The organism is Pseudomonas sp. LBUM1663 (genome assembly GCF_059695905.1).
On sequence record NZ_CP166792.1, the window covers coordinates 3,399,073 to 3,415,797 of the forward strand.

At 57.0% G+C, this 16,725-nt stretch carries 18 protein-coding genes and 1 pseudogene; 12 read left to right on the top strand and 7 right to left on the bottom strand.

From position 1 onward, the window contains the following. Positions 1–38: 38 nt before the first annotated feature. Together ACA075_RS15445 and nirA are read right to left on the bottom strand one after the other, a co-directional pair. The gene (locus tag ACA075_RS15445; protein WP_497293624.1) at positions 39–518 is read right to left on the bottom strand and encodes a DUF934 domain-containing protein; all 480 of its coding nucleotides are present in this window, start codon (positions 516–518) and stop codon (positions 39–41) included. Further along, positions 515–2,185 (bottom strand): nitrite reductase NirA, encoded by a 1,671-nt coding sequence (nirA, locus tag ACA075_RS15450; RefSeq protein WP_497293626.1) that lies wholly within the window; start codon positions 2,183–2,185, stop codon positions 515–517. The genes ACA075_RS15445 and nirA overlap by 4 nt, the downstream gene beginning before the upstream one ends. Before the next feature lie 443 nt (positions 2,186–2,628). Between nirA and ccoN the strand changes: the two genes are divergently transcribed. Next, positions 2,629–4,056: a cytochrome-c oxidase, cbb3-type subunit I gene (ccoN, locus tag ACA075_RS15455; RefSeq protein WP_497293628.1), complete on the top strand. Its 1,428-nt coding sequence runs from the start codon at positions 2,629–2,631 to the stop codon at positions 4,054–4,056. An 8-nt stretch (positions 4,057–4,064) separates the two neighbouring features. Further along, the gene (locus tag ACA075_RS15460; protein WP_461959084.1) at positions 4,065–4,286 is read left to right on the top strand and encodes a cbb3-type cytochrome c oxidase subunit 3; all 222 of its coding nucleotides are present in this window, start codon (positions 4,065–4,067) and stop codon (positions 4,284–4,286) included. Between the two features lie 130 nt (positions 4,287–4,416). On the opposite strand, the gene ACA075_RS15465 is transcribed toward ACA075_RS15460, so the two are convergent. Continuing rightward, positions 4,417–4,911 (bottom strand): hypothetical protein, encoded by a 495-nt coding sequence (locus ACA075_RS15465; RefSeq protein WP_497293630.1) that lies wholly within the window; start codon positions 4,909–4,911, stop codon positions 4,417–4,419. Between the two features lie 42 nt (positions 4,912–4,953). Here ACA075_RS15465 and ACA075_RS15470 point away from each other — a divergent pair, with 42 nt between their 5' ends. The 5 genes from ACA075_RS15470 to ACA075_RS15490 all read left to right on the top strand — a co-directional run bounded on the left by ACA075_RS15470 (position 4,954) and on the right by ACA075_RS15490 (position 9,832). Next, positions 4,954–6,519 (top strand): hypothetical protein, encoded by a 1,566-nt coding sequence (locus ACA075_RS15470; protein WP_497293632.1) that lies wholly within the window; start codon positions 4,954–4,956, stop codon positions 6,517–6,519. A 53-nt stretch (positions 6,520–6,572) separates the two neighbouring features. Continuing rightward, positions 6,573–7,013 carry a DUF2599 domain-containing protein gene (locus ACA075_RS15475; RefSeq protein WP_497293633.1) on the top strand — a complete coding sequence of 147 codons (441 nt, stop codon included), beginning with the start codon at positions 6,573–6,575 and terminating at the stop codon, positions 7,011–7,013. Positions 7,014–7,108: 95 nt separating this feature from the next. Then, positions 7,109–8,041 carry a halovibrin HvnC gene (locus tag ACA075_RS15480; protein ID WP_497293635.1) on the top strand — a complete coding sequence of 311 codons (933 nt, stop codon included), beginning with the start codon at positions 7,109–7,111 and terminating at the stop codon, positions 8,039–8,041. Between the two features lie 52 nt (positions 8,042–8,093). Next, positions 8,094–9,020 carry a halovibrin HvnC gene (locus tag ACA075_RS15485; RefSeq protein ID WP_497293637.1) on the top strand — a complete coding sequence of 309 codons (927 nt, stop codon included), beginning with the start codon at positions 8,094–8,096 and terminating at the stop codon, positions 9,018–9,020. A gap of 119 nt (positions 9,021–9,139) precedes the next feature. Continuing rightward, positions 9,140–9,832 carry an aspartate/glutamate racemase family protein gene (locus ACA075_RS15490; protein WP_497293639.1) on the top strand — a complete coding sequence of 231 codons (693 nt, stop codon included), beginning with the start codon at positions 9,140–9,142 and terminating at the stop codon, positions 9,830–9,832. Between the two features lie 194 nt (positions 9,833–10,026). Here the strand turns inward: ACA075_RS15490 and ACA075_RS15495 are convergent, their stop codons facing one another. After that, a complete protein-coding gene (locus ACA075_RS15495) occupies positions 10,027–10,455 on the bottom strand; it encodes a hypothetical protein (RefSeq protein WP_497293641.1) in 429 nt (142 codons plus the stop codon). Positions 10,456–10,801: 346 nt separating this feature from the next. Between ACA075_RS15495 and ACA075_RS15500 the strand changes: the two are divergent. Continuing rightward, a pseudogene (locus tag ACA075_RS15500) lies at positions 10,802–10,912 on the top strand (aspartate/glutamate racemase); the annotation flags it as partial. Between the two features lies 1 nt (position 10,913). Here the strand turns inward: ACA075_RS15500 and ACA075_RS15505 are convergent. The 3 genes from ACA075_RS15505 to ACA075_RS15515 all read right to left on the bottom strand — a co-directional run bounded on the left by ACA075_RS15505 (position 10,914) and on the right by ACA075_RS15515 (position 13,071). Beyond that, entirely contained in the window at positions 10,914–11,435 is a 522-nt protein-coding gene (locus ACA075_RS15505) for a GNAT family N-acetyltransferase (protein ID WP_497293642.1), read from the bottom strand. A gap of 187 nt (positions 11,436–11,622) precedes the next feature. Further along, a complete protein-coding gene (locus tag ACA075_RS15510; protein WP_497293644.1) occupies positions 11,623–12,543 on the bottom strand; it encodes a LysR family transcriptional regulator in 921 nt (306 codons plus the stop codon). An 87-nt stretch (positions 12,544–12,630) separates the two neighbouring features. After that, positions 12,631–13,071, bottom strand: coding sequence for a carboxymuconolactone decarboxylase family protein (locus ACA075_RS15515; protein ID WP_094467621.1), 441 nt, complete (start codon positions 13,069–13,071; stop codon positions 12,631–12,633). 206 nt (positions 13,072–13,277) lie between these two features. On the opposite strand from ACA075_RS15515, the gene pdxR reads away from it, so the two are divergent. The 4 genes from pdxR (at position 13,278) to ACA075_RS15535 (ending at position 16,654) form a co-directional block, all read left to right on the top strand. Then, on the top strand, positions 13,278–14,711 hold the full coding sequence (pdxR, locus tag ACA075_RS15520; RefSeq protein WP_497293646.1) for a MocR-like pyridoxine biosynthesis transcription factor PdxR: 1,434 nt from the start codon (positions 13,278–13,280) through the stop codon (positions 14,709–14,711). Positions 14,712–14,834: 123 nt separating this feature from the next. Continuing rightward, entirely contained in the window at positions 14,835–15,128 is a 294-nt protein-coding gene (locus ACA075_RS15525) for a putative quinol monooxygenase (protein WP_094467623.1), read from the top strand. Between the two features lie 174 nt (positions 15,129–15,302). Further along, the gene (locus ACA075_RS15530; RefSeq protein ID WP_497293648.1) at positions 15,303–15,716 is read left to right on the top strand and encodes a cupin domain-containing protein; all 414 of its coding nucleotides are present in this window, start codon (positions 15,303–15,305) and stop codon (positions 15,714–15,716) included. A 227-nt stretch (positions 15,717–15,943) separates the two neighbouring features. Further along, the gene (locus tag ACA075_RS15535) at positions 15,944–16,654 is read left to right on the top strand and encodes an ATPase (RefSeq protein WP_497293650.1); all 711 of its coding nucleotides are present in this window, start codon (positions 15,944–15,946) and stop codon (positions 16,652–16,654) included. Positions 16,655–16,725: the final 71 nt, after the last annotated feature.

Sequence of the window (16,725 nt, forward strand, 5' to 3'; positions counted from 1 at the left end):
CATCCTGCCAGACAGGATGCGCCCGCCTCGTCGGCGGCCTATCGCCGACGAAACAACGGCCGCGGTTCAATCACCGAGCGTCCGTACAACACACTCATTCCGGCCAATCCCTTCAGGGCGTCCTCAGCGGATTTGTCTTCACGCACCGCGAAACTGTCGAACCCGCATTGGCGCATGTGGCTGAGCTGATCGCGCAGCACGTCCCCGATCGCGCGCAATTCCCCTGTCCAGCCCAATCGAGTGCGCAACAGGTACGCCTGGCTGTAACCGCGACCGTCGCGAAAGCTCGGAAAATCCAGGGCAATCAGCGGCAACGAGTCAAACCACGGTTTGAGGCTTTCCACCTCATCATCCGGCCCCAGCCAGACTGCGTGCCGGCCTGGCTCTGGAAGCCAACGACTCAACGGCACTATCAGCGGCCCGTCCGGTAACTCGCCCTCTGGATCCTTGACCAGCACCCACGGATCGTCAGTCACAATCCGCGCCCCACCCTCTTCCAGCCGCAGCAGATTGTTCATGCCGAAACCTCCAGCATCTTCGGATACACCTGTTCCTTGAACGGCTCAAGACCAATGCGCTGCAACGTGTCGACGAACAGTTCTTCGCTCTCGCGGTAGCTGACGAATGTGGCGATGATCCGCTCGATTACCCCGGGCACTTCGGCGGCGCTGAACGACGGGCCGATGACCTTGCCCAGGGCGCTGTTCTTGCCTTGGCTGCCGCCGAGGGTGATCTGGTACCACTCGCTGCCGTTCTTATCGACCCCCAGAATGCCGATGTTGCCGATGTGGTGGTGACCGCAGGCGTTCATGCAGCCGGAGATGTTCAGGCTGATGTCGCCCAGGTCGTGGAGGTAATCCAGGTCCTCGAAACGCGCCTGGATCGCTTGGGCAATCGGGATCGATTTGGCGTTGGCCAGCGCGCAGAAGTCGCCGCCGGGGCACGCGATGATGTCGGTCAGCAAGCCGATATTGGCGCAACCCAGGCCCTGCTCGCAGGCCAGGCACCACAGCGTGTAAAGATCGGCCTTGGGCACGTCCGGCAGGACGATGTTCTGCTCATGGGCGATACGAATCTCGCCGAAACCGAACTGCTCGGACCACTCGGCCACGGCTAGCATTTGCTCGGTCGTGACGTCCCCCGGCGGTGAGTCGAAGCCCGGTTTGGTCGACAGCACCACGCTGGTGTAACCCGCGACCTTGTGCGGCTGCACGTTCCGTGTGACCCAGCGCGCGAAGGCCGGGTTCTCGGCCAGGCGCGTGCCGAAATCCAGGTCCGTGTCGGACAGCGAACGGTAGTCAGGGGACACAAAGGCACTGGCGACCCGCTCATATTCGACGTCGGTCAACTGCGCCGGACCGTCCTTGAGGTACTGCCACTCCTCCTCCACTTCCTTGGCGAACGCTTCGATGCCCAGGGCCTTGACCAGAATCTTGATCCGCGCCTTGTACTTGTTGTCGCGCCGCCCGTGGCGGTTGTAGACCCGCAGCACCGCCTCGACGTAGGACAGCAAATGCTGCCAGGGCAAGCCTTCACGAATCTGCAATCCAAGAATCGGCGTGCGCCCCAACCCGCCACCGACAATGACCCGCAGCAGCTGCCCACTGTCATCGCGATAAAGATACAGGCCGATGTCATGCATCATGATCGCGGCGCGGTCCTGCTCCGCCGAGCAGATGGCGATCTTGAACTTGCGCGGCAGGTACAGGAATTCCGGGTTGATGGTCGACCACTGGCGCAGGATCTCGGCCAACGGTCGCGGGTCCATCAGCTCGTCTGCCGCCACACCGGCAAACGCTTCGGTGGTGATGTTGCGCACGCAGTTGCCGGAGGTCTGGATCGCGTGCATCTCGACCTGGGCAAGCCGTTCGAGAATGTCCGGCACCTGCGCCAACTCGATCCAGTTGAACTGCATGTTCTGCCGGGTGGTGAAGTGGCCATACCCGCGATCGTAGTCCCGGGCGATGCTTGCCAGCGTGCGCATTTGCGTGGCGCTCAGGGTGCCGTAAGGAATCGCCACGCGCAGCATGTAGGCGTGCTTTTGCATGTACAGGCCGTTCTGCAGACGCAACGGCAAGAACTCTTCTTCACTCAACTCGCCCGTCATGAAACGCTCGACCTGATCGCGAAACTGCGCAACCCGCTCGAAGACCAGGGCCCGGTCATAGTCGTCGTACTGATACATGTGGCTACCTCATCAGGGTGGATCGCACGCTCTACATACCCTGTAGCAGCTGTCGACTGTGGCGATGGGGTTTGCCCCCGCTGGGCTGCGAAGCGGCCCCAAAACCATTCGCCTCAATTGCATAAGTAAGACCGCATCCGCAGGTTTTACGACTGCTACGCAGCCGAACGGGGGCAAGCCCCCTCGCCACAGGTCGACAGCTGCTACAGGGGTGGCGGTGCTTGTGGCAGTGACTATGAACCTGCGGCGCAGTGCGTTACAGATTCACCTGAATGCTAAAAAACCGTATCAGAGTGCGTCAGATCACCGCAGGCAGGCCTCGCATCTGATCCGCATAAACTCGGTTTTTCTGAGTCTGTTTTGTTTCCGGCAGGGTTTCTACAGTTGACGGCATGCCAGTCCGGGTGGCCTGGCAAGACTTTGCAACCGTGGAAGCATTGACCATGAGCACAGCAACAATCGGACAGGCCTATAACTACAAGGTCGTGCGCCAATTCGTCGTGGCAACCATCGTCTGGGGCGTCGTCGGGATGGCGATGGGTGTGTGGATCGCCTCGCAACTGGTGTGGCCCGAGATGAACCTCGACCTGCCGTGGACCACCTTCGGCCGCTTGCGTCCGCTGCACACCAGCCTTGTGATCTTCGGCTTCGCCGGCAGCGCGCAATTCGCCGCCAGTTACTACGCGGTACAGCGCACGTGTCAGGTGCGGCTGTACTCCGAAAAACTGGCGGCGTTCACCTTCTGGGGCTGGCAGTCGGTGATTGTGGTGATGCTGATCACCTTGCCGCTGGGCTACACCACCACCAAGGAATACGCCGAGATCGAATTCTCCGGCGCGGTGTGGATGACCGTAGTCTGGGTCGCTTACGCCATCGTGTTCTTCACCACCGTGGTGCAGCGCAAGACCAAGCATATCTATGTCGGCAACTGGTTCTTCGGCGCGTTCATCGTCGTGATCGCGATGCTGCACGTGGTCAATCACCTCTCGATTCCGGTGGATTGGTTCAAGTCCTATCCGGTGTATTCCGGGGCCACCGACGCCATGGTGCAGTGGTGGTACGGGCACAACGCCGTGGGCTTTTTCTTGACCACCGGGTTCCTCGGGATGATGTATTACTTCGTGCCGAAACAGGTCGGGCGGCCGGTGTACTCGTACCGGTTGTCGATCGTGCATTTCTGGGCGCTGATCACCCTGTACATCTGGGCCGGCCCGCACCATTTGCACTACACCGCGTTGCCGGACTGGGCGCAATCACTCGGTATGGCGATGTCGCTGATTTTGCTGGCGCCGAGTTGGGGCGGGATGATCAACGGCATGATGACGCTCTCGGGCGCCTGGCATAAGTTGCGCACCGACCCGATCCTGCGCTTTTTGGTGCTGTCGCTGGCGTTCTACGGGATGTCGACGTTCGAAGGGCCGATGATGGCCATCAAAACGGTCAACGCCCTCTCCCACTACACCGACTGGACTATCGGCCACGTCCACGCCGGTGCTCTCGGTTGGGTGGCAATGATCACGTTTGGAGCCATCTACCACATGGTCCCGAAAGTCTTCGGTCGCGAGCAGATGTTCAGCACGCCGCTGATCAACCTGCACTTCTGGCTGGCGACCATCGGCACGGTGTTGTACATCGCCTCGATGTGGGTCAACGGCATCACTCAAGGGTTGATGTGGCGTGCGATCAACGACGACGGCACCCTGACTTACTCGTTCGTCGAGGCCTTGCAGGCCAGCCATCCGGGATTCGTGGTGCGCTTCGCCGGCGGGGTTTTCTTCCTTAGCGGGATGCTGCTGATGGCCTACAACACGTGGCGCACCGTGCGGGTTTCGGACGTGGCGATGGCCGAACGTGAAGCGCAGATTGCGTGAGGTTTGAGATGACCGAGATAGTGCTGAATCTGTTTGGGGTCGTGGGGTTTTGGCTGGCGATCGAGTATTGCCTGAAACACCAGACGGCCGAGAGCCTGGAGGACGCGAGCCTGATTCCGTTTGCCGATGACCCTGAGGTGGCGCGGCGGGTGGAATTGGCGACGGGGAAGACAGTGAAGGCGGTGGCGCCGGAAGAAGCTAAACCCGGATGGGGCAACCTGGAAATCTGACACACCAATAATCCAAATGTGGGAGCGAGCCTGCTCGCGATGGCGGAGTGTCAGTCGATATCAATGCTGACTGATACACCGTCATCGCGAGCAGGCTCGCTCCCACAGGGATATGTGTAAGGTCAGAGAATCAACCGCGTTCGCGGGGAATAAGGCTCTGCAACTGCTGCGCCAGGAAGTTCGCATCGAAGGCAAACGTATCCGGGTCCTTCAGCCCATTGGTCTTGCGCCATTGCCAGTTGGTCGACGGCGGCAGGCACACCAGCGAAATGCTGCCATACCGCGCAGCCGTCAACCCCATCACCGCCAACGAAATCTGCCCACCGGCGCCCATCACATCCGGCACGAACTCCACCGGTTTGCCGGCAATGACAATGCTCATTTTCTCGGTCTTGAACGTCGACGCCTCGACCGGAACGCTCGGCCCAGAAGCGACATACACCTCGCGACTCACCTCCAGCAGATTCGGCACCTGGACCGGCTCCAGCCATTGCTGGATCTGGTCGAACAATTCACCGATACGCGTCGCCCACACGGCCGATTGCGACTCAAACACTTGCTTCTTGTGCGCTTCGCTTTCTGCGTAGTGGCGAAGCATCTCGCCCAGTTGCTGTACGTCGTCCATTGCAGTGTTCCTTTGGTTGAAGCGGTGCTGCGGAAGCCGATCATGGCAGATGCCAGCCATCGGTGTACGAGAAAGGCGCTGTATGGGCGCCCTTTAACGATGAGTGAAAACGACGAGCGGCTGCATTTTCATCGAATTATTGCCGTTTACCTGTCAGATCTGACAGTAGCTGATACCCGCCTGTTGGTGTTTGATGACTTGGCAGTCGAAATTAAATATAAAACATACCGCCAAGGAACGCCGTTCATGAGCAACCAGATAACGTCGATAGACAAAGTCGTGATACCGCTGTTGACGACCCCGGTCATTCATCCCGACAATCCCGAGGGGGGTGTCGGGTTAATCCTGGTGACCCCTGCCGGCCTCCAGGTGTTGATCGACCCCTGGTTCAACATGAGTGAATTCGATACTGCTGAGCTGGTGCTCAATGCCCTACCCACCGGCGTCTCAAAGACGATCCAGTCGGGTGAGGAAAACAAGAGATTCACGCTGAATTTGCCAGGAGGGTTCCTGCAGAACGGGATCAACCGGATTAGTCTGAGGGTCAAACGCGTCAGTCAGGAGCCGGAACCATCGGCGGACCTGGTCTTCCTGTTCAACACCCCCCGCCCCGGCGGCGAGGTAACGGGAACCGGGGACAATCCCAACCTTGTATTGACGCTTCCGGCGGATGTGATCGCCAAAGGTGTGGACGCCATTCGTGCCGCCCAAGGGGTAGATGTCACACTCGCCTACCCTTACCTGAGAGCGCACGACGAGATTATCCTCGATTGTGACGGCCACACCGTCCGGCACACGGTGACGACAGCGCAAGCCGGTGCAGGCAGAGTCGTTCTGAAGCTTTTTGCCGACGCATTCCAAAATGATAACCCTCGATTTGCAATGCGCTTCCGGGTCGTGGATCAAATCGGAAATTCATCCGGGCCGCAGGCGATCTGGTCGAGTACGACTCACATCGATGTACACGTTAAACGACCGGTTCTGGATCTGAAGTCGCCTAAGGTACTGGAGGCCTTGGGAAACAACGGGACGGAGCTGACGTTTGATGACATGTACTCGGCCAAGCATGCCAGGGTGCAGGTTTCCTATACCGGCTCGCTCACCGGACACACCGTCAAAGTGTATTGGGTTGGCCGAAACAACACCTATGGCAGTGAAATTCAAACGATTGGGCAGCCAGGGCAAACGTTGACATTCCTGATCGACCGACTGGACGTCATCGACTGCATCGGCAGCGGCGCCGAGGTGTACTACACGGTTGAATACCCCGGCATTTCCGAGCCACTCAAGTCCCTCCCCCTGGACCTGACCGTTACAGCCCAGAGATTACATCTGCCTGAACCCACATTGTCGTCAGATAAATTCACTGCAACCGTCAGCTATGTCGGCATGACCAGCGGATATTTAATACGCATAGCCTGGCACGGGAAAGTCACTCGTTATGGACCTGATGTTCCTATTACCAATACCTCACAGATGAGACTGGCGATTGATCCCGCCTGGATTGCTGAAAGTGCAGGACTGCCGGTGCGTATCAACTACACAATCCTTCGCACCGGTAGTGGTGATCGCTTAATGTTTTCGTGGATCTTGCGCTTGCAAGTTTAGTAACAAACCCGACAACAAATATCCAGAACGTCACCACACTCAAGGACGACACTATGAATCGCCACCCTTGGTCGTTGTTTTGCGCAGGATTATTAATGAGTCACTGCTCATTATCGTATGCGGATCCGCTAACAGCCAACGCAGCAGAGGACCGAAAGACAATTTCAATACAACGGTGTGCGAAATACATCGAAAACGCCGAATGGTTTTTACGGGACTATAAATGGTCTATCGCGATAACACCGACTCCCTGCGCAAGAGAAACGCAGATAGAGCAAACACCTTTTCTTTGGGATGAACTCACACGGGATTACTCCAATAGCCGATATTGGAAAAACACCCATGGACTGCGCCACCAACTGATCTGCCATTTAGAGATTGCAAGGGATAAACCACAGTGGATCCTGGAGCCTTGGCGACCTGATGTCGGTTATCAGTTAACACTGGCCGCCGGTTGTAATCATGTCACCCCGCTACCGGAAAAAGCACCGTAATACTTCTCGGTGCGTCAAGACTATTGAAACGCCAAAAACATCGATTGTGATTAAAGACCCAACACGCCAACGTCTTTTGATGAAGGAGCCTTATTGTGAAAAATACAATCGTTATTGTATTCATTGCTTTAATCATGGGTTGTTCATCTACCCGCACTACTTCAACGAATGACGTCTCCGTCCTTGACAGCCCTGACGCCCGGAATGGCGCGGCGGTAGCAGCTCAGCTAACGACGTTTTATAGCAGGAAGTTCCCCAATTGCAACAAGGTCGACTCCCAGCCGGCGTTCCTGTGTTCTGGCGTAACACTCAGGGTTACCGTGAAAGATCCCGCGGGGCAGTACAAGGTATGGGACCCCAGTCCTACCTCAGTAAAAAGCGGCGGCGTTTCATACTCTTACCTGAGGGCCGACGCAAACTTCGGGCGCCTGGCATGGGGTTATGGTAACGGCTATATCCTTTACCCCTTTCTTGAACAACCCGCCGGTAAGGACCAGTTGCAATACTTGTGCTCATACCCTATGGATGCCTGGGGTTGGCAACGTAGTTCGACTGAGGTTTGCGGCCCGTCCCCCACGTACCCTGCCCAAAGCAAACGCTGCCAGGACGCCGGTGTAACGACTGCAGCACAAACGGTGGCGGTATGGAACCTGCCGGGAGGCAATCCAAACTTGCGCCAATGTGGATTCGACGTCGAGGATGATCGCAACATGTTGGCTGGACCTGCGTTTTACCAGTCGTTACTGGCGAAATCCATGTTAGGTATCACCGGTTTTAACGAACATAACGAAATCATTATTCGCACCTGGCCTGCGGGCCGGGCCAACACGTTGCCTATCAAGGCGTTCTTTTTCATCTCCGGGGGCGATAACCAGGGATTGGCAGACGCGCGATATAATCAACGGGACTTCTACAACTCAACCAATCCGAAGATTGTTGTCCCCATTATTCGACTGACACCGCCCACCAGTTCAACCGGCACTGCCACTTTTACTTACGTCGCCTCAGATCAGGCGGTCGCTCAATAAACACGACCAGCCCCATACATCAAGTAACAATAAACATGAAACGGACAACATTATGAAACGAATCATAATAGCGCTATTCATCGCGTCCGCTCTGGGATGCACCCATATCGAGAACCCGGTTCAGGACGTAACCGTTTCCAGTACAACTCATGCAGCCATGACAGGGCCGGAGGTTGTCAACTTACTAACGACACTTTATAACCGAACCTACGCCAACTGTAATAACTCGCCCACCGCACCGGCATTTTTATGTTCGGGCGTTGTCCTCAGGGTCACCGATAAAAGACCTGGCGAAACGCACCATGTATGGAATCCGAGCCCGACTTCAGTTGGAAACGGTGGTGTTTCGTTTTCCTACATCAGAGCGGATGCCAAATACGGGCGACTCGCGTGGGGGAAAAACAACGGTTTCATGTTGTACCCCATCTTCGGTGCGCCGCATGACAAGGTCGATCTCGATTTCCTTTGCTCCTTCCCCATCGACGGCTGGACCTGGAACCGGGTGACACCGTGTGGTCATCACGCGTCCTTTCCGTCTCAAAGCCAACGTTGCCGTAGTGCAGGCGTCACCACGGCAGAGCAATGGAAAACCGTTTGGGACAGCTCACCCAACAATCAACACATTCGCCAATGCGGTTTTGATGTTTCGGAGGCGACAGGTAAACCTGCTGCAGACGCGTTTTATCAATCCGTGCGGGCAAGGGGGATGTTGGGCGCAACCGGATTTAACGAACAAAACGAAATCGTCATCAAGACCTGGCTGCAGAATATGCAGAACACGCTGCCTCTTATGGCCTTCTTTTTTATCGCAGGGGGCGACAATGCCGGTCTTGCGGAAGCCCGTGGCAACCAGAAGGATTTTTATGACTCCACCACCGCCAGAATCTGGGTGCCGGTCATCAGGCTCATTCCGCCTTCGACGATTTCCGGCAACGCAAGTTTTCAATACGTAGCCTCGGATCAACTGGTCGCACCTTGATCACTCGCCTGTCTCTGAAGCAGATGCTTGGGCAAACGAGACATAAACCACTCAATACACTGGCATCATCTGCCCAAATCGATGGACACTCTTCCCACTTCAAGAAATCGGAGAGTCGCATGCGTACCATCGGCCTTATCGGCGGCATGAGCTGGGAGTCCAGTGCCGAGTATTACCGCCTCATCAACCAACAGGTCCGCGACCGGCTCGGGCCGTTGCGTTCAGCGAAATTGCTGATGTACAGCGTCGACTTCGGCCCTGTCGAACAGGCCCAGCATGCCGGACGCTGGGACGACGCGGCGGCGATTCTGGTGGACGCGGCGCAGCGACTGCAGGCTGGCGGTGCCGAGTGCGTGGTGCTGTGTACCAACACCATGCACAAGGTGGCCGGGCAGATTCAGGGCGCGATCAATATTCCGTTTTTGCACATCGCCGACCCGACCGGTCAAGCCGCCGTGGAGGCCGATACGCTGAAAGTCGGGTTGCTCGGGACTGCGTTCACCATGGAACAGGATTTTCTCAAGGATCGCCTGAGCGCGATGGGGTTGACGGTGCTGGTGCCGGACGCCGAGGAACGCAACGCCGTGCACCGGATCATCTATGGCGAGTTGTGCGTCGGGGTGATCAGCGAGGCGTCGCGCATGCTGTATCAGCAGGTCATCGAGTCGCTGACCCGGCGTGGCGCCCAGGCGATCATTCTCGGCTGTACGGAAATCGGGCTGCTGATCAAACCCGAGCACAGCGCCCTGCCCTTGCTCGACACTACCGAACTGCATGCGCAGGCGGCGGTGGCGTTCGCGTTGGGTGACTGAGTCAGTCGGACCTGGGCGTGCGACACAGGCGTGTCATGCTCGAGGTAGCGATAATTTCGTCACAAAAGTGTTGTATCAGGCACAGAAGAAAGTGCCTGATACAATCACGAACCAGCAAACTTACAACGACAATCAGCCAGAGCAAAATCTCTCTACGGGCAGGTCTTGCACTAGCATTTACTTCAAAAAATACACTACTCGTTAGTCAAATCAAAATCTCCCGACACCGTTTTTTCCGAAGGAGCCCCAGGTGGCGAACTAGAGTGTATACCCACTACCATTTCAAATTTCCCAGTGATACGTCGCGGCGATGGTGTTGAGCTGACTTCGACCCAGCCCGATTTGGCCTTATACTCAAATCCATGCATGTCCGACCACTCTTTATATTCAACTTTCAACAGTTTTGTAGCCTCATGGCGCCCGCTGGGATAGTCTCCCTGAAAACCAAGCAACAGCTGAGTTCTAGGCGCCATAGGACCGCCGACACCCTCCAGGACCCACACTTCAACACTCCCTTCTTTCACATCAAACGATTTATAGTCTTGCTTTATCGGCTCTTTCCCATCCACATGCACAACAAAAGAACCCTCCGCGCTTTTTTTGCTATTGCGTTCGCCACTCATGTTCAATCCACCTAAAATAAAATGAATATCCCTTGCACACTCTATATACAAGGCGCTAACAACATCACTTCTCCAAGCCACAACCAGCGCTTTTAATAGTGACGCTATCGCCTCCTTTAATACACCTACGCACTTCTTCCGACAACTGTCAGACCTGACAGTTGACAAAAATTGATTTTCCGAAAAGTCGATATGAAAAGAGGAATAACTTTGTTTATCTACGGTGACTCGCCATGATTAACATTTAGATCTTATGATCCAGTTTCAAAAGCGCTGAAGAGCGCCACCCCGTGCGCCGGATTATCGATGACGAGTTGTTCGTAGGGGTGATCGGCGAGTGACTGACGACTGTACCGAAATCGGCCTGCTGATCAATCCCGAGCACAGCGCCCCGCCCTTGCTCGACACCACCGAACTGCATGCGCAGTCGGCGGTGGCGTTCGCGCTGGGTGACTGAGTCAGTCGGACCTGGGCGTGCGACGCAGACGCGCCATGCTCAAGGTGTCGACCAGCCGGCCGTCACGCACGGCGTAATCGCGGAACAGGCCTTCGGTCTCGAAACCGAACTTGCGGTAGAGCCCGATGGCCGCTTCGTTGTCGGCGTACACCGAAAGCTCGACCCGTTGCAGGTTCATCCAGTTGTCGGCGACGTCCAGCGCCGCCGCCAGCAGTTTTGAGCCCACGCCTTTGCCCTGCCAATCCACCGCGACCGCCATGCCGAGATTGCCGGCATGGCTGCGGCGGATCCGCGAAAACTGCTCCAGGCCAATGTTGCCGATGACAGTGCCCTGATGCAGCGCCACCAGTTTCACCAGCCGCTCGTTATCCGACGCCAGGCGTTGGCGCCAGATCTCGGTGGATTGAAACGGCATTTGCAGGACCTGACGGGTAATGGCCGGATCGTTGTAGAGCGCGGTGACGCCCTCGATGTGGGATTCGCTGAAGCGTTCGAGGGTGATGACAGAATCGGTAGCGGGCATGGGTGACTCATCCTTGATGCAGACATGGCCGCCCACTCTACGATGCCTTCTCGTGATGTGACCAGAACCCTATTGCGGGACAAACCCTGTGGGAGTGAGCCTGCTCGCGATGGCGGCGTGACAGTCGACATTGATGTCGCTGACACTCCCTCTTCGCGAGCAGGCTCGCTCCAGGGTTGGATCGGCGTCAGGCTTCAAACCACTCACGCCGCTCGTTGAAGGTATTGTGGATCAGCTCGACGATCATTTGCACTTCTGCCCGCCCTGTGGACTCGGTATTGACCGCCATCCAAACCTGCCTCTGCATCGGCTGGTCAAACACCCCCGATAACCCGATCAGGCCGCGGTCAAACCGACTCATGTAATTGGGCAGCAAACCAATGCAGGCGCTGCAACGGATCATCTCCAGCATCAGCTCATAAGAGTGCAAATGCACCACGCCGGCCAGGCGCTGGTCGACCACGCCGTTCCATGGCCGAAAACTCTCGACCTGACGATCCGGCTGCCATTGCACCAACATGAAGTCAGCCAGATCATCGAGGCTGTCGGGACGGGCCGCCACCCGTGAATACCGTTTGGCGATGTGCGGCAGATAGTCCAGTCGCGCCAGACGCTGCGGCTCGCTGACCGGGAAACTCGGGCCTGGCAGCGGTGAGTCGGTACCGGCCAGCCACAGCACCACGTCGGCACTGATCGCTTGCAGGGACAGTTCGCTGTCCAGCGTGATGATGTCGAGGCGCACGCTGGCGTTGCGTCGCAACAGCGCGACCAGATCACGTCCCAGGATGTCATGCAGAATCGACTCGGCCACGGCCAGTCGAATCAATGGCTGTTCGATCACCGGCACGTCGTGCTCATGGGCCAGGGCGATCAACTGCGCCTGAAGCTGCAACCCTTCAAGGCTCAAGGCCAGGCCATTGTCCTGATGATTGAACAGCGAACACTGCAATTGCGTTTCAAGCTGCGCCAGGTGTTTGCGCAATTGCGTTGATTTGATATTGAGGCTGCGGGCCGCCTGCATGAAACAACCGCAACGGGCACTGACCCGGAAAGACTGCGCCAGCACCGGATCGATTCCGGCGGCGCGGGTGGATTCCATGAATGACATCAATGACTCCTTGTCGATCTATCCTTGAAAACCTCATCCTGCGCAGCGTTTATGAACCTGACGTGACACCCCGAGCGGAAAATCGATTCAGCTGCTTGGGCTTTGCCGAAAACTCACCGCCAGGCGATTCCAGCTGTTGATGGTGGTGACCGCGATGGTCAAGTCGACCATTTCGCTTTCGTTGAACTGCTCACGCGCCTGCGCGTAGACGTCGTCCGGCACATGGTTTTCAGAGAGCAAGGTCACCGCCTCGGTCCAAGCCAACGCCGCGCGTTCGCGAGGGTTGAAGAAGCCGCTGTCGCGCCACACCACAATCGAATACAAGCGCCGATCCGTCTCACCAAGGCGCCGCGCGTCCACTGAATGCATGTCGGTGCAGAAGGCGCAGCCATTGAGTTGCGAAGCGCGGATCTTGATCAAATGCAGCAAGGCGGGCTCGATGCTCAGGTTGCTGGTCAAGGCTTCCATAGCGATCATCGCCTTCATCGCTTTGGGCGACGCACTGTAGTAATCAAGGCGGGAACTCATGGGGCGACCCTCTTGGATCAAATAGAGACCCCCAAGGTAGGCGCTGACGCACCGGCGTTACAGATCCAATTCGGCGAAAAAGCCGTTGACCATTCGGCGGCAGACCAATCCTGGGTTTTTCGCCCACGCAACTTCTGCACGGCGGCTCATGCGGGTAATCTGGCGCGACGCACACGCGCCTCAATCGCTCCAGGAGCCTCGCCGGTATGGAACTTCATGTTGTCATCAACGGCCGTAAGGACCTGGCAGGCCAGTTGTATAAGCAACTGCGCAGCGCCATTGAATCCGGCCGCCTGGCAGCCGGGACGCAACTGCCACCCAGCCGCTTGCTGGCCGAACAGCTGGGCATTTCGCGCAAGACCATTTCTGACACCTACGCGCAACTGACCTATGAGAACTTCCTCACCGGGGTGATCGGCAAAGGCACTTTCGTCAACGCCCGGACAGCCAAAGCCGTCCCCAAGCAAAGCCATTCACAGCTGGCGAGCTTCGAGGTGATCGAGTCCTGGCGCAATCTGCCGGTGTTTTTGCGCCACCCTACCCTTGAGGGTTCGTTACGCTACGACTTCATCGGTGGCGCGACCAGCAAAGGCCAGTTCCCGCAGGACGATTGGCGGCGCTGCACCTCCCACGCATTGCGCCAGATTGCCGGTTCCAAAGGTTTCTACAGCCTGCCCGAAGGCCTGCCGGCACTGCGCAATGCGATCGCCCGGCACATCGCGTTTTCCCGCGGGGTCAATTGCCAGGACGAAGACGTCGTAGTGTGCAACGGTGCGCAGCAGGCGCTGGACCTGATCTCCCGGGTGCTGACGCGTCCAGGCAGCATTGTCGCCATGGAAGACCCCGGCTACCCGCCAGCACGCCTGTTGTTTGGCACCCACGGGGCGACGGTGATCGGGGTGCCGGTGGATGCCGAAGGGATTGAGGTGGACAAGATCCCCTTGGGCACCCGGTTGATTTACGTCACGCCGTCCCACCAGTTTCCGCTGGGCATGCCGATGAGCCAGGCACGCCGGGTTGCGCTGCTGGAACGGGCTTACGAACTGGGGGCGATCATCATCGAGGACGATTACGACAGCGAATTTCGCTACGAAGGCCGCCCGACCGATTCACTGCAAAGCATGGATGAACGCGGCATCGTCGCCTACGTCGGGACCTTTTCAAAAACCATGCTGCCGGAACTGCGCCTCGGTTATGCGGTGTTGCCGCCGGCAATTCTTGAAGCCGTCATCCGCGCCAAGCAACTCACCGACCTGCACACCTCCACCCTGCCCCAATGGGCGCTGGCCAAGTTCATCGCCGAAGGTTGCCTGCTCAAGCACATCCGGCGCTGCCACACGATCTATGCCGGGCGTCGCGAGCGGATCCTGTCGCGCATGGCGGGCGACCTGTCACCCTGGCTTGAACCTGTGCCCACCACGGCCGGGTTCCACATGGTGGTTATGTGCAAAGTGCCTATCGATATTCCATTGGTGATCGAATTGGCGAAAAAGGTCGAAGTCGGGCTCTACGCGATCGACAGCTTTTTCTACCAGCAAGCACCACGGGCCGGGCTTTTCCTGGGCTTTGGCGCCATCGAAACCCTGGATATCGACGTCGCCCTAGACCGTTTGCGCGACATTTTGCAGCAGGTGGCCTGATCGATTGGTCTGCGGCTTTATCCGGCGATTGGCTATTGGCGGTCCACAGGTGCAGGCCTATCCTGCATAAGCGTTATCCCTCAATGAGCAGGATTCGTCCGGCCTGATTCAGGAGTGTGAGCAATGTCCAACGAAGTGATCAATACCGTACAGGTGCAGGCCGCCGCCGGCCGCTCGGAAGAACTGGGTAAGCAACTGCAAAAGATTGTCGACACCCTGCGTCAGCAACCGGGCTGTGATTCCTATATGGTCGACCGCTGCCCAGAGGACAGCAACCGCTGGACCGTCAGCGCCCGCTGGCAATCGGAAGCGGCCATGCAATCGCATTTCAACTGCCCTGAAGTACAAGGCTTTATTGGCCTGATCGATGAAAACCTGGCGAGAACCGTGGATTTCAACAGCTTCCCGATTCGCTGAACCCTACAACCGTTGCCTTGTGGCGAGGGGGCTTGCCCCCTCGCCACAAGGCAGCTGCTACATCAATCCTGCGTAGGATTGGTCCCCTCACCTTCGCGAATATTGGCTGTTTGATTGGCCCCGCCTGCGGACTATCGTTGGTTCTGACAACTCACTAACCGCAGGTGAAGAACCATGAAAGCTTTGCGTTTCCTTGCTGCTCCCCTGGCCGCCCTCGCCCTGACCGTTTCAGCGACTGCCATTGCTCACGAAGGCTCTTCGGAGAAGGTCACGGTTTTGCAGGATGAAGCACTGAAAAACGTGCCTGGCAAAAAAGCCATGATGATCGAGGTCGACTACAAACCCGGCCAATCCTCGATAGCCCACAAGCATGAAGGCACGGCCATGGCCTACGTGCTTTCAGGCTCGATCATTTCTCAAGTTAAGGGTGAGAAAGCAATCACTTACAAGGCCGGGCAATATTGGTACGAACCGGCCGGCTCGGAACATTTGGTCTCGAAAAATGCCAGTGCAACCAAGCCTGCCAAACTGTTGGTATTCATGGTGTTGTCCCCCGACGAGAAAGTGTTGATCCCCTTGGAAAACTGATCGCTGAAGGGATAGCCATAAGTAAAAAGGCTCGAATTAACATTTCGGGCCTTTTTATTTCCCGGCGCAATTACCGGGCATCGCTTAAACCCAATTAAACTATTGGCCACCCAAGAAGTGCAGTTTTTGGCTATTTAAAGACACAGTGACAGGTTTAGTCTGAAACACACGCCGGATCATCCGACAGTACAACTTTCCGACTCAAGTTGTTTCACTGGAGTAACGCCATGAAACTTGCACTTGTCAGTACATTAACCATGACCATTGTCTTGGCGGGCTGCTCTGTCCCCACTGCACCCAAGGCCAAGTCTTCCCTGGACGGGCTCTTCTCTGAACCGGTTGGACGCAGCAACGCCACGCACGTTCCTAACGGCCCCCAGGTTTCGCTGGGAATCGTCTACAGCCGCAACACCCAGGCCAACCGCGATTATCTAAAGTATTACCAGGCCAACGCCGGCACCGGTTTTGGCCAGAGCCTGCTGGTACAGCCGATCCACGACGCCTACGTGGCAACCTCCAGACCCGACGATGCAGTGGACTGGGTCAAGGCATCGCTGCAACGTCAGTTCGGCTTGGTGACGGTATACCCGGACATGCAAAGCCTAAGGGCGGCGAAACCCGACGTGGTCGCCATTGTCGACACCCGCAGCCAATTGATCACATCGCGCAGTTCGGATATAGAAGCGGATGTGAGTGCGAACTTCTATGATTCGAACTTCAACTACATCGGCACTGCGCAGGGGCATGACGCCAAAGCGCTGAGCCCGTTATGGGCAGACTACAAACGCAGCGAAGAGATCGTGGCGGATATTAATGAACAACAGAATGTGCGAGTTCGGGCATTGCAAAGGTTTGACCAGTCGCTCAGTAATTTATTGACAAAACCGACAGAAAAACTGTCAACCATTGATTCGGAGAAACATCAAACACTGTATTAATCATCAGCACACTCCTTGCGCCTTGAATCACGATCAAACAGGCAGTCTACTGTCAAGTCTGACAGTAGACT

Excerpts from the sequence above, each read along its gene's own strand:
- ACA075_RS15490 (WP_497293639.1), top strand. The coding sequence starts at position 9,140 with ATGCGTACCATCGGCCTTATCGGCGGCATGAGCTGGGAGTCCAGTGCC.
- ACA075_RS15485 (WP_497293637.1), top strand. The coding sequence starts at position 8,094 with ATGAAACGAATCATAATAGCGCTATTCATCGCGTCCGCTCTGGGATGC.
- ACA075_RS15510 (WP_497293644.1), bottom strand. The coding sequence starts at position 12,543 with ATGTCATTCATGGAATCCACCCGCGCCGCCGGAATCGATCCGGTGCTG.
- ACA075_RS15535 (WP_497293650.1), top strand. The coding sequence starts at position 15,944 with ATGAAACTTGCACTTGTCAGTACATTAACCATGACCATTGTCTTGGCG.
- ACA075_RS15495 (WP_497293641.1), bottom strand. The coding sequence starts at position 10,455 with ATGAGTGGCGAACGCAATAGCAAAAAAAGCGCGGAGGGTTCTTTTGTT.
- ACA075_RS15470 (WP_497293632.1), top strand. The coding sequence starts at position 4,954 with ATGGCAGATGCCAGCCATCGGTGTACGAGAAAGGCGCTGTATGGGCGC.
- nirA (WP_497293626.1), bottom strand. The coding sequence starts at position 2,185 with ATGTATCAGTACGACGACTATGACCGGGCCCTGGTCTTCGAGCGGGTT.
- ACA075_RS15460 (WP_461959084.1), top strand. The coding sequence starts at position 4,065 with ATGACCGAGATAGTGCTGAATCTGTTTGGGGTCGTGGGGTTTTGGCTG.
- ACA075_RS15525 (WP_094467623.1), top strand. The coding sequence starts at position 14,835 with ATGTCCAACGAAGTGATCAATACCGTACAGGTGCAGGCCGCCGCCGGC.
- pdxR (WP_497293646.1), top strand. The coding sequence starts at position 13,278 with ATGGAACTTCATGTTGTCATCAACGGCCGTAAGGACCTGGCAGGCCAG.
- ccoN (WP_497293628.1), top strand. The coding sequence starts at position 2,629 with ATGAGCACAGCAACAATCGGACAGGCCTATAACTACAAGGTCGTGCGC.
- ACA075_RS15505 (WP_497293642.1), bottom strand. The coding sequence starts at position 11,435 with ATGCCCGCTACCGATTCTGTCATCACCCTCGAACGCTTCAGCGAATCC.
- ACA075_RS15515 (WP_094467621.1), bottom strand. The coding sequence starts at position 13,071 with ATGAGTTCCCGCCTTGATTACTACAGTGCGTCGCCCAAAGCGATGAAG.
- ACA075_RS15445 (WP_497293624.1), bottom strand. The coding sequence starts at position 518 with ATGAACAATCTGCTGCGGCTGGAAGAGGGTGGGGCGCGGATTGTGACT.
- ACA075_RS15530 (WP_497293648.1), top strand. The coding sequence starts at position 15,303 with ATGAAAGCTTTGCGTTTCCTTGCTGCTCCCCTGGCCGCCCTCGCCCTG.
- ACA075_RS15465 (WP_497293630.1), bottom strand. The coding sequence starts at position 4,911 with ATGGACGACGTACAGCAACTGGGCGAGATGCTTCGCCACTACGCAGAA.
- ACA075_RS15475 (WP_497293633.1), top strand. The coding sequence starts at position 6,573 with ATGAATCGCCACCCTTGGTCGTTGTTTTGCGCAGGATTATTAATGAGT.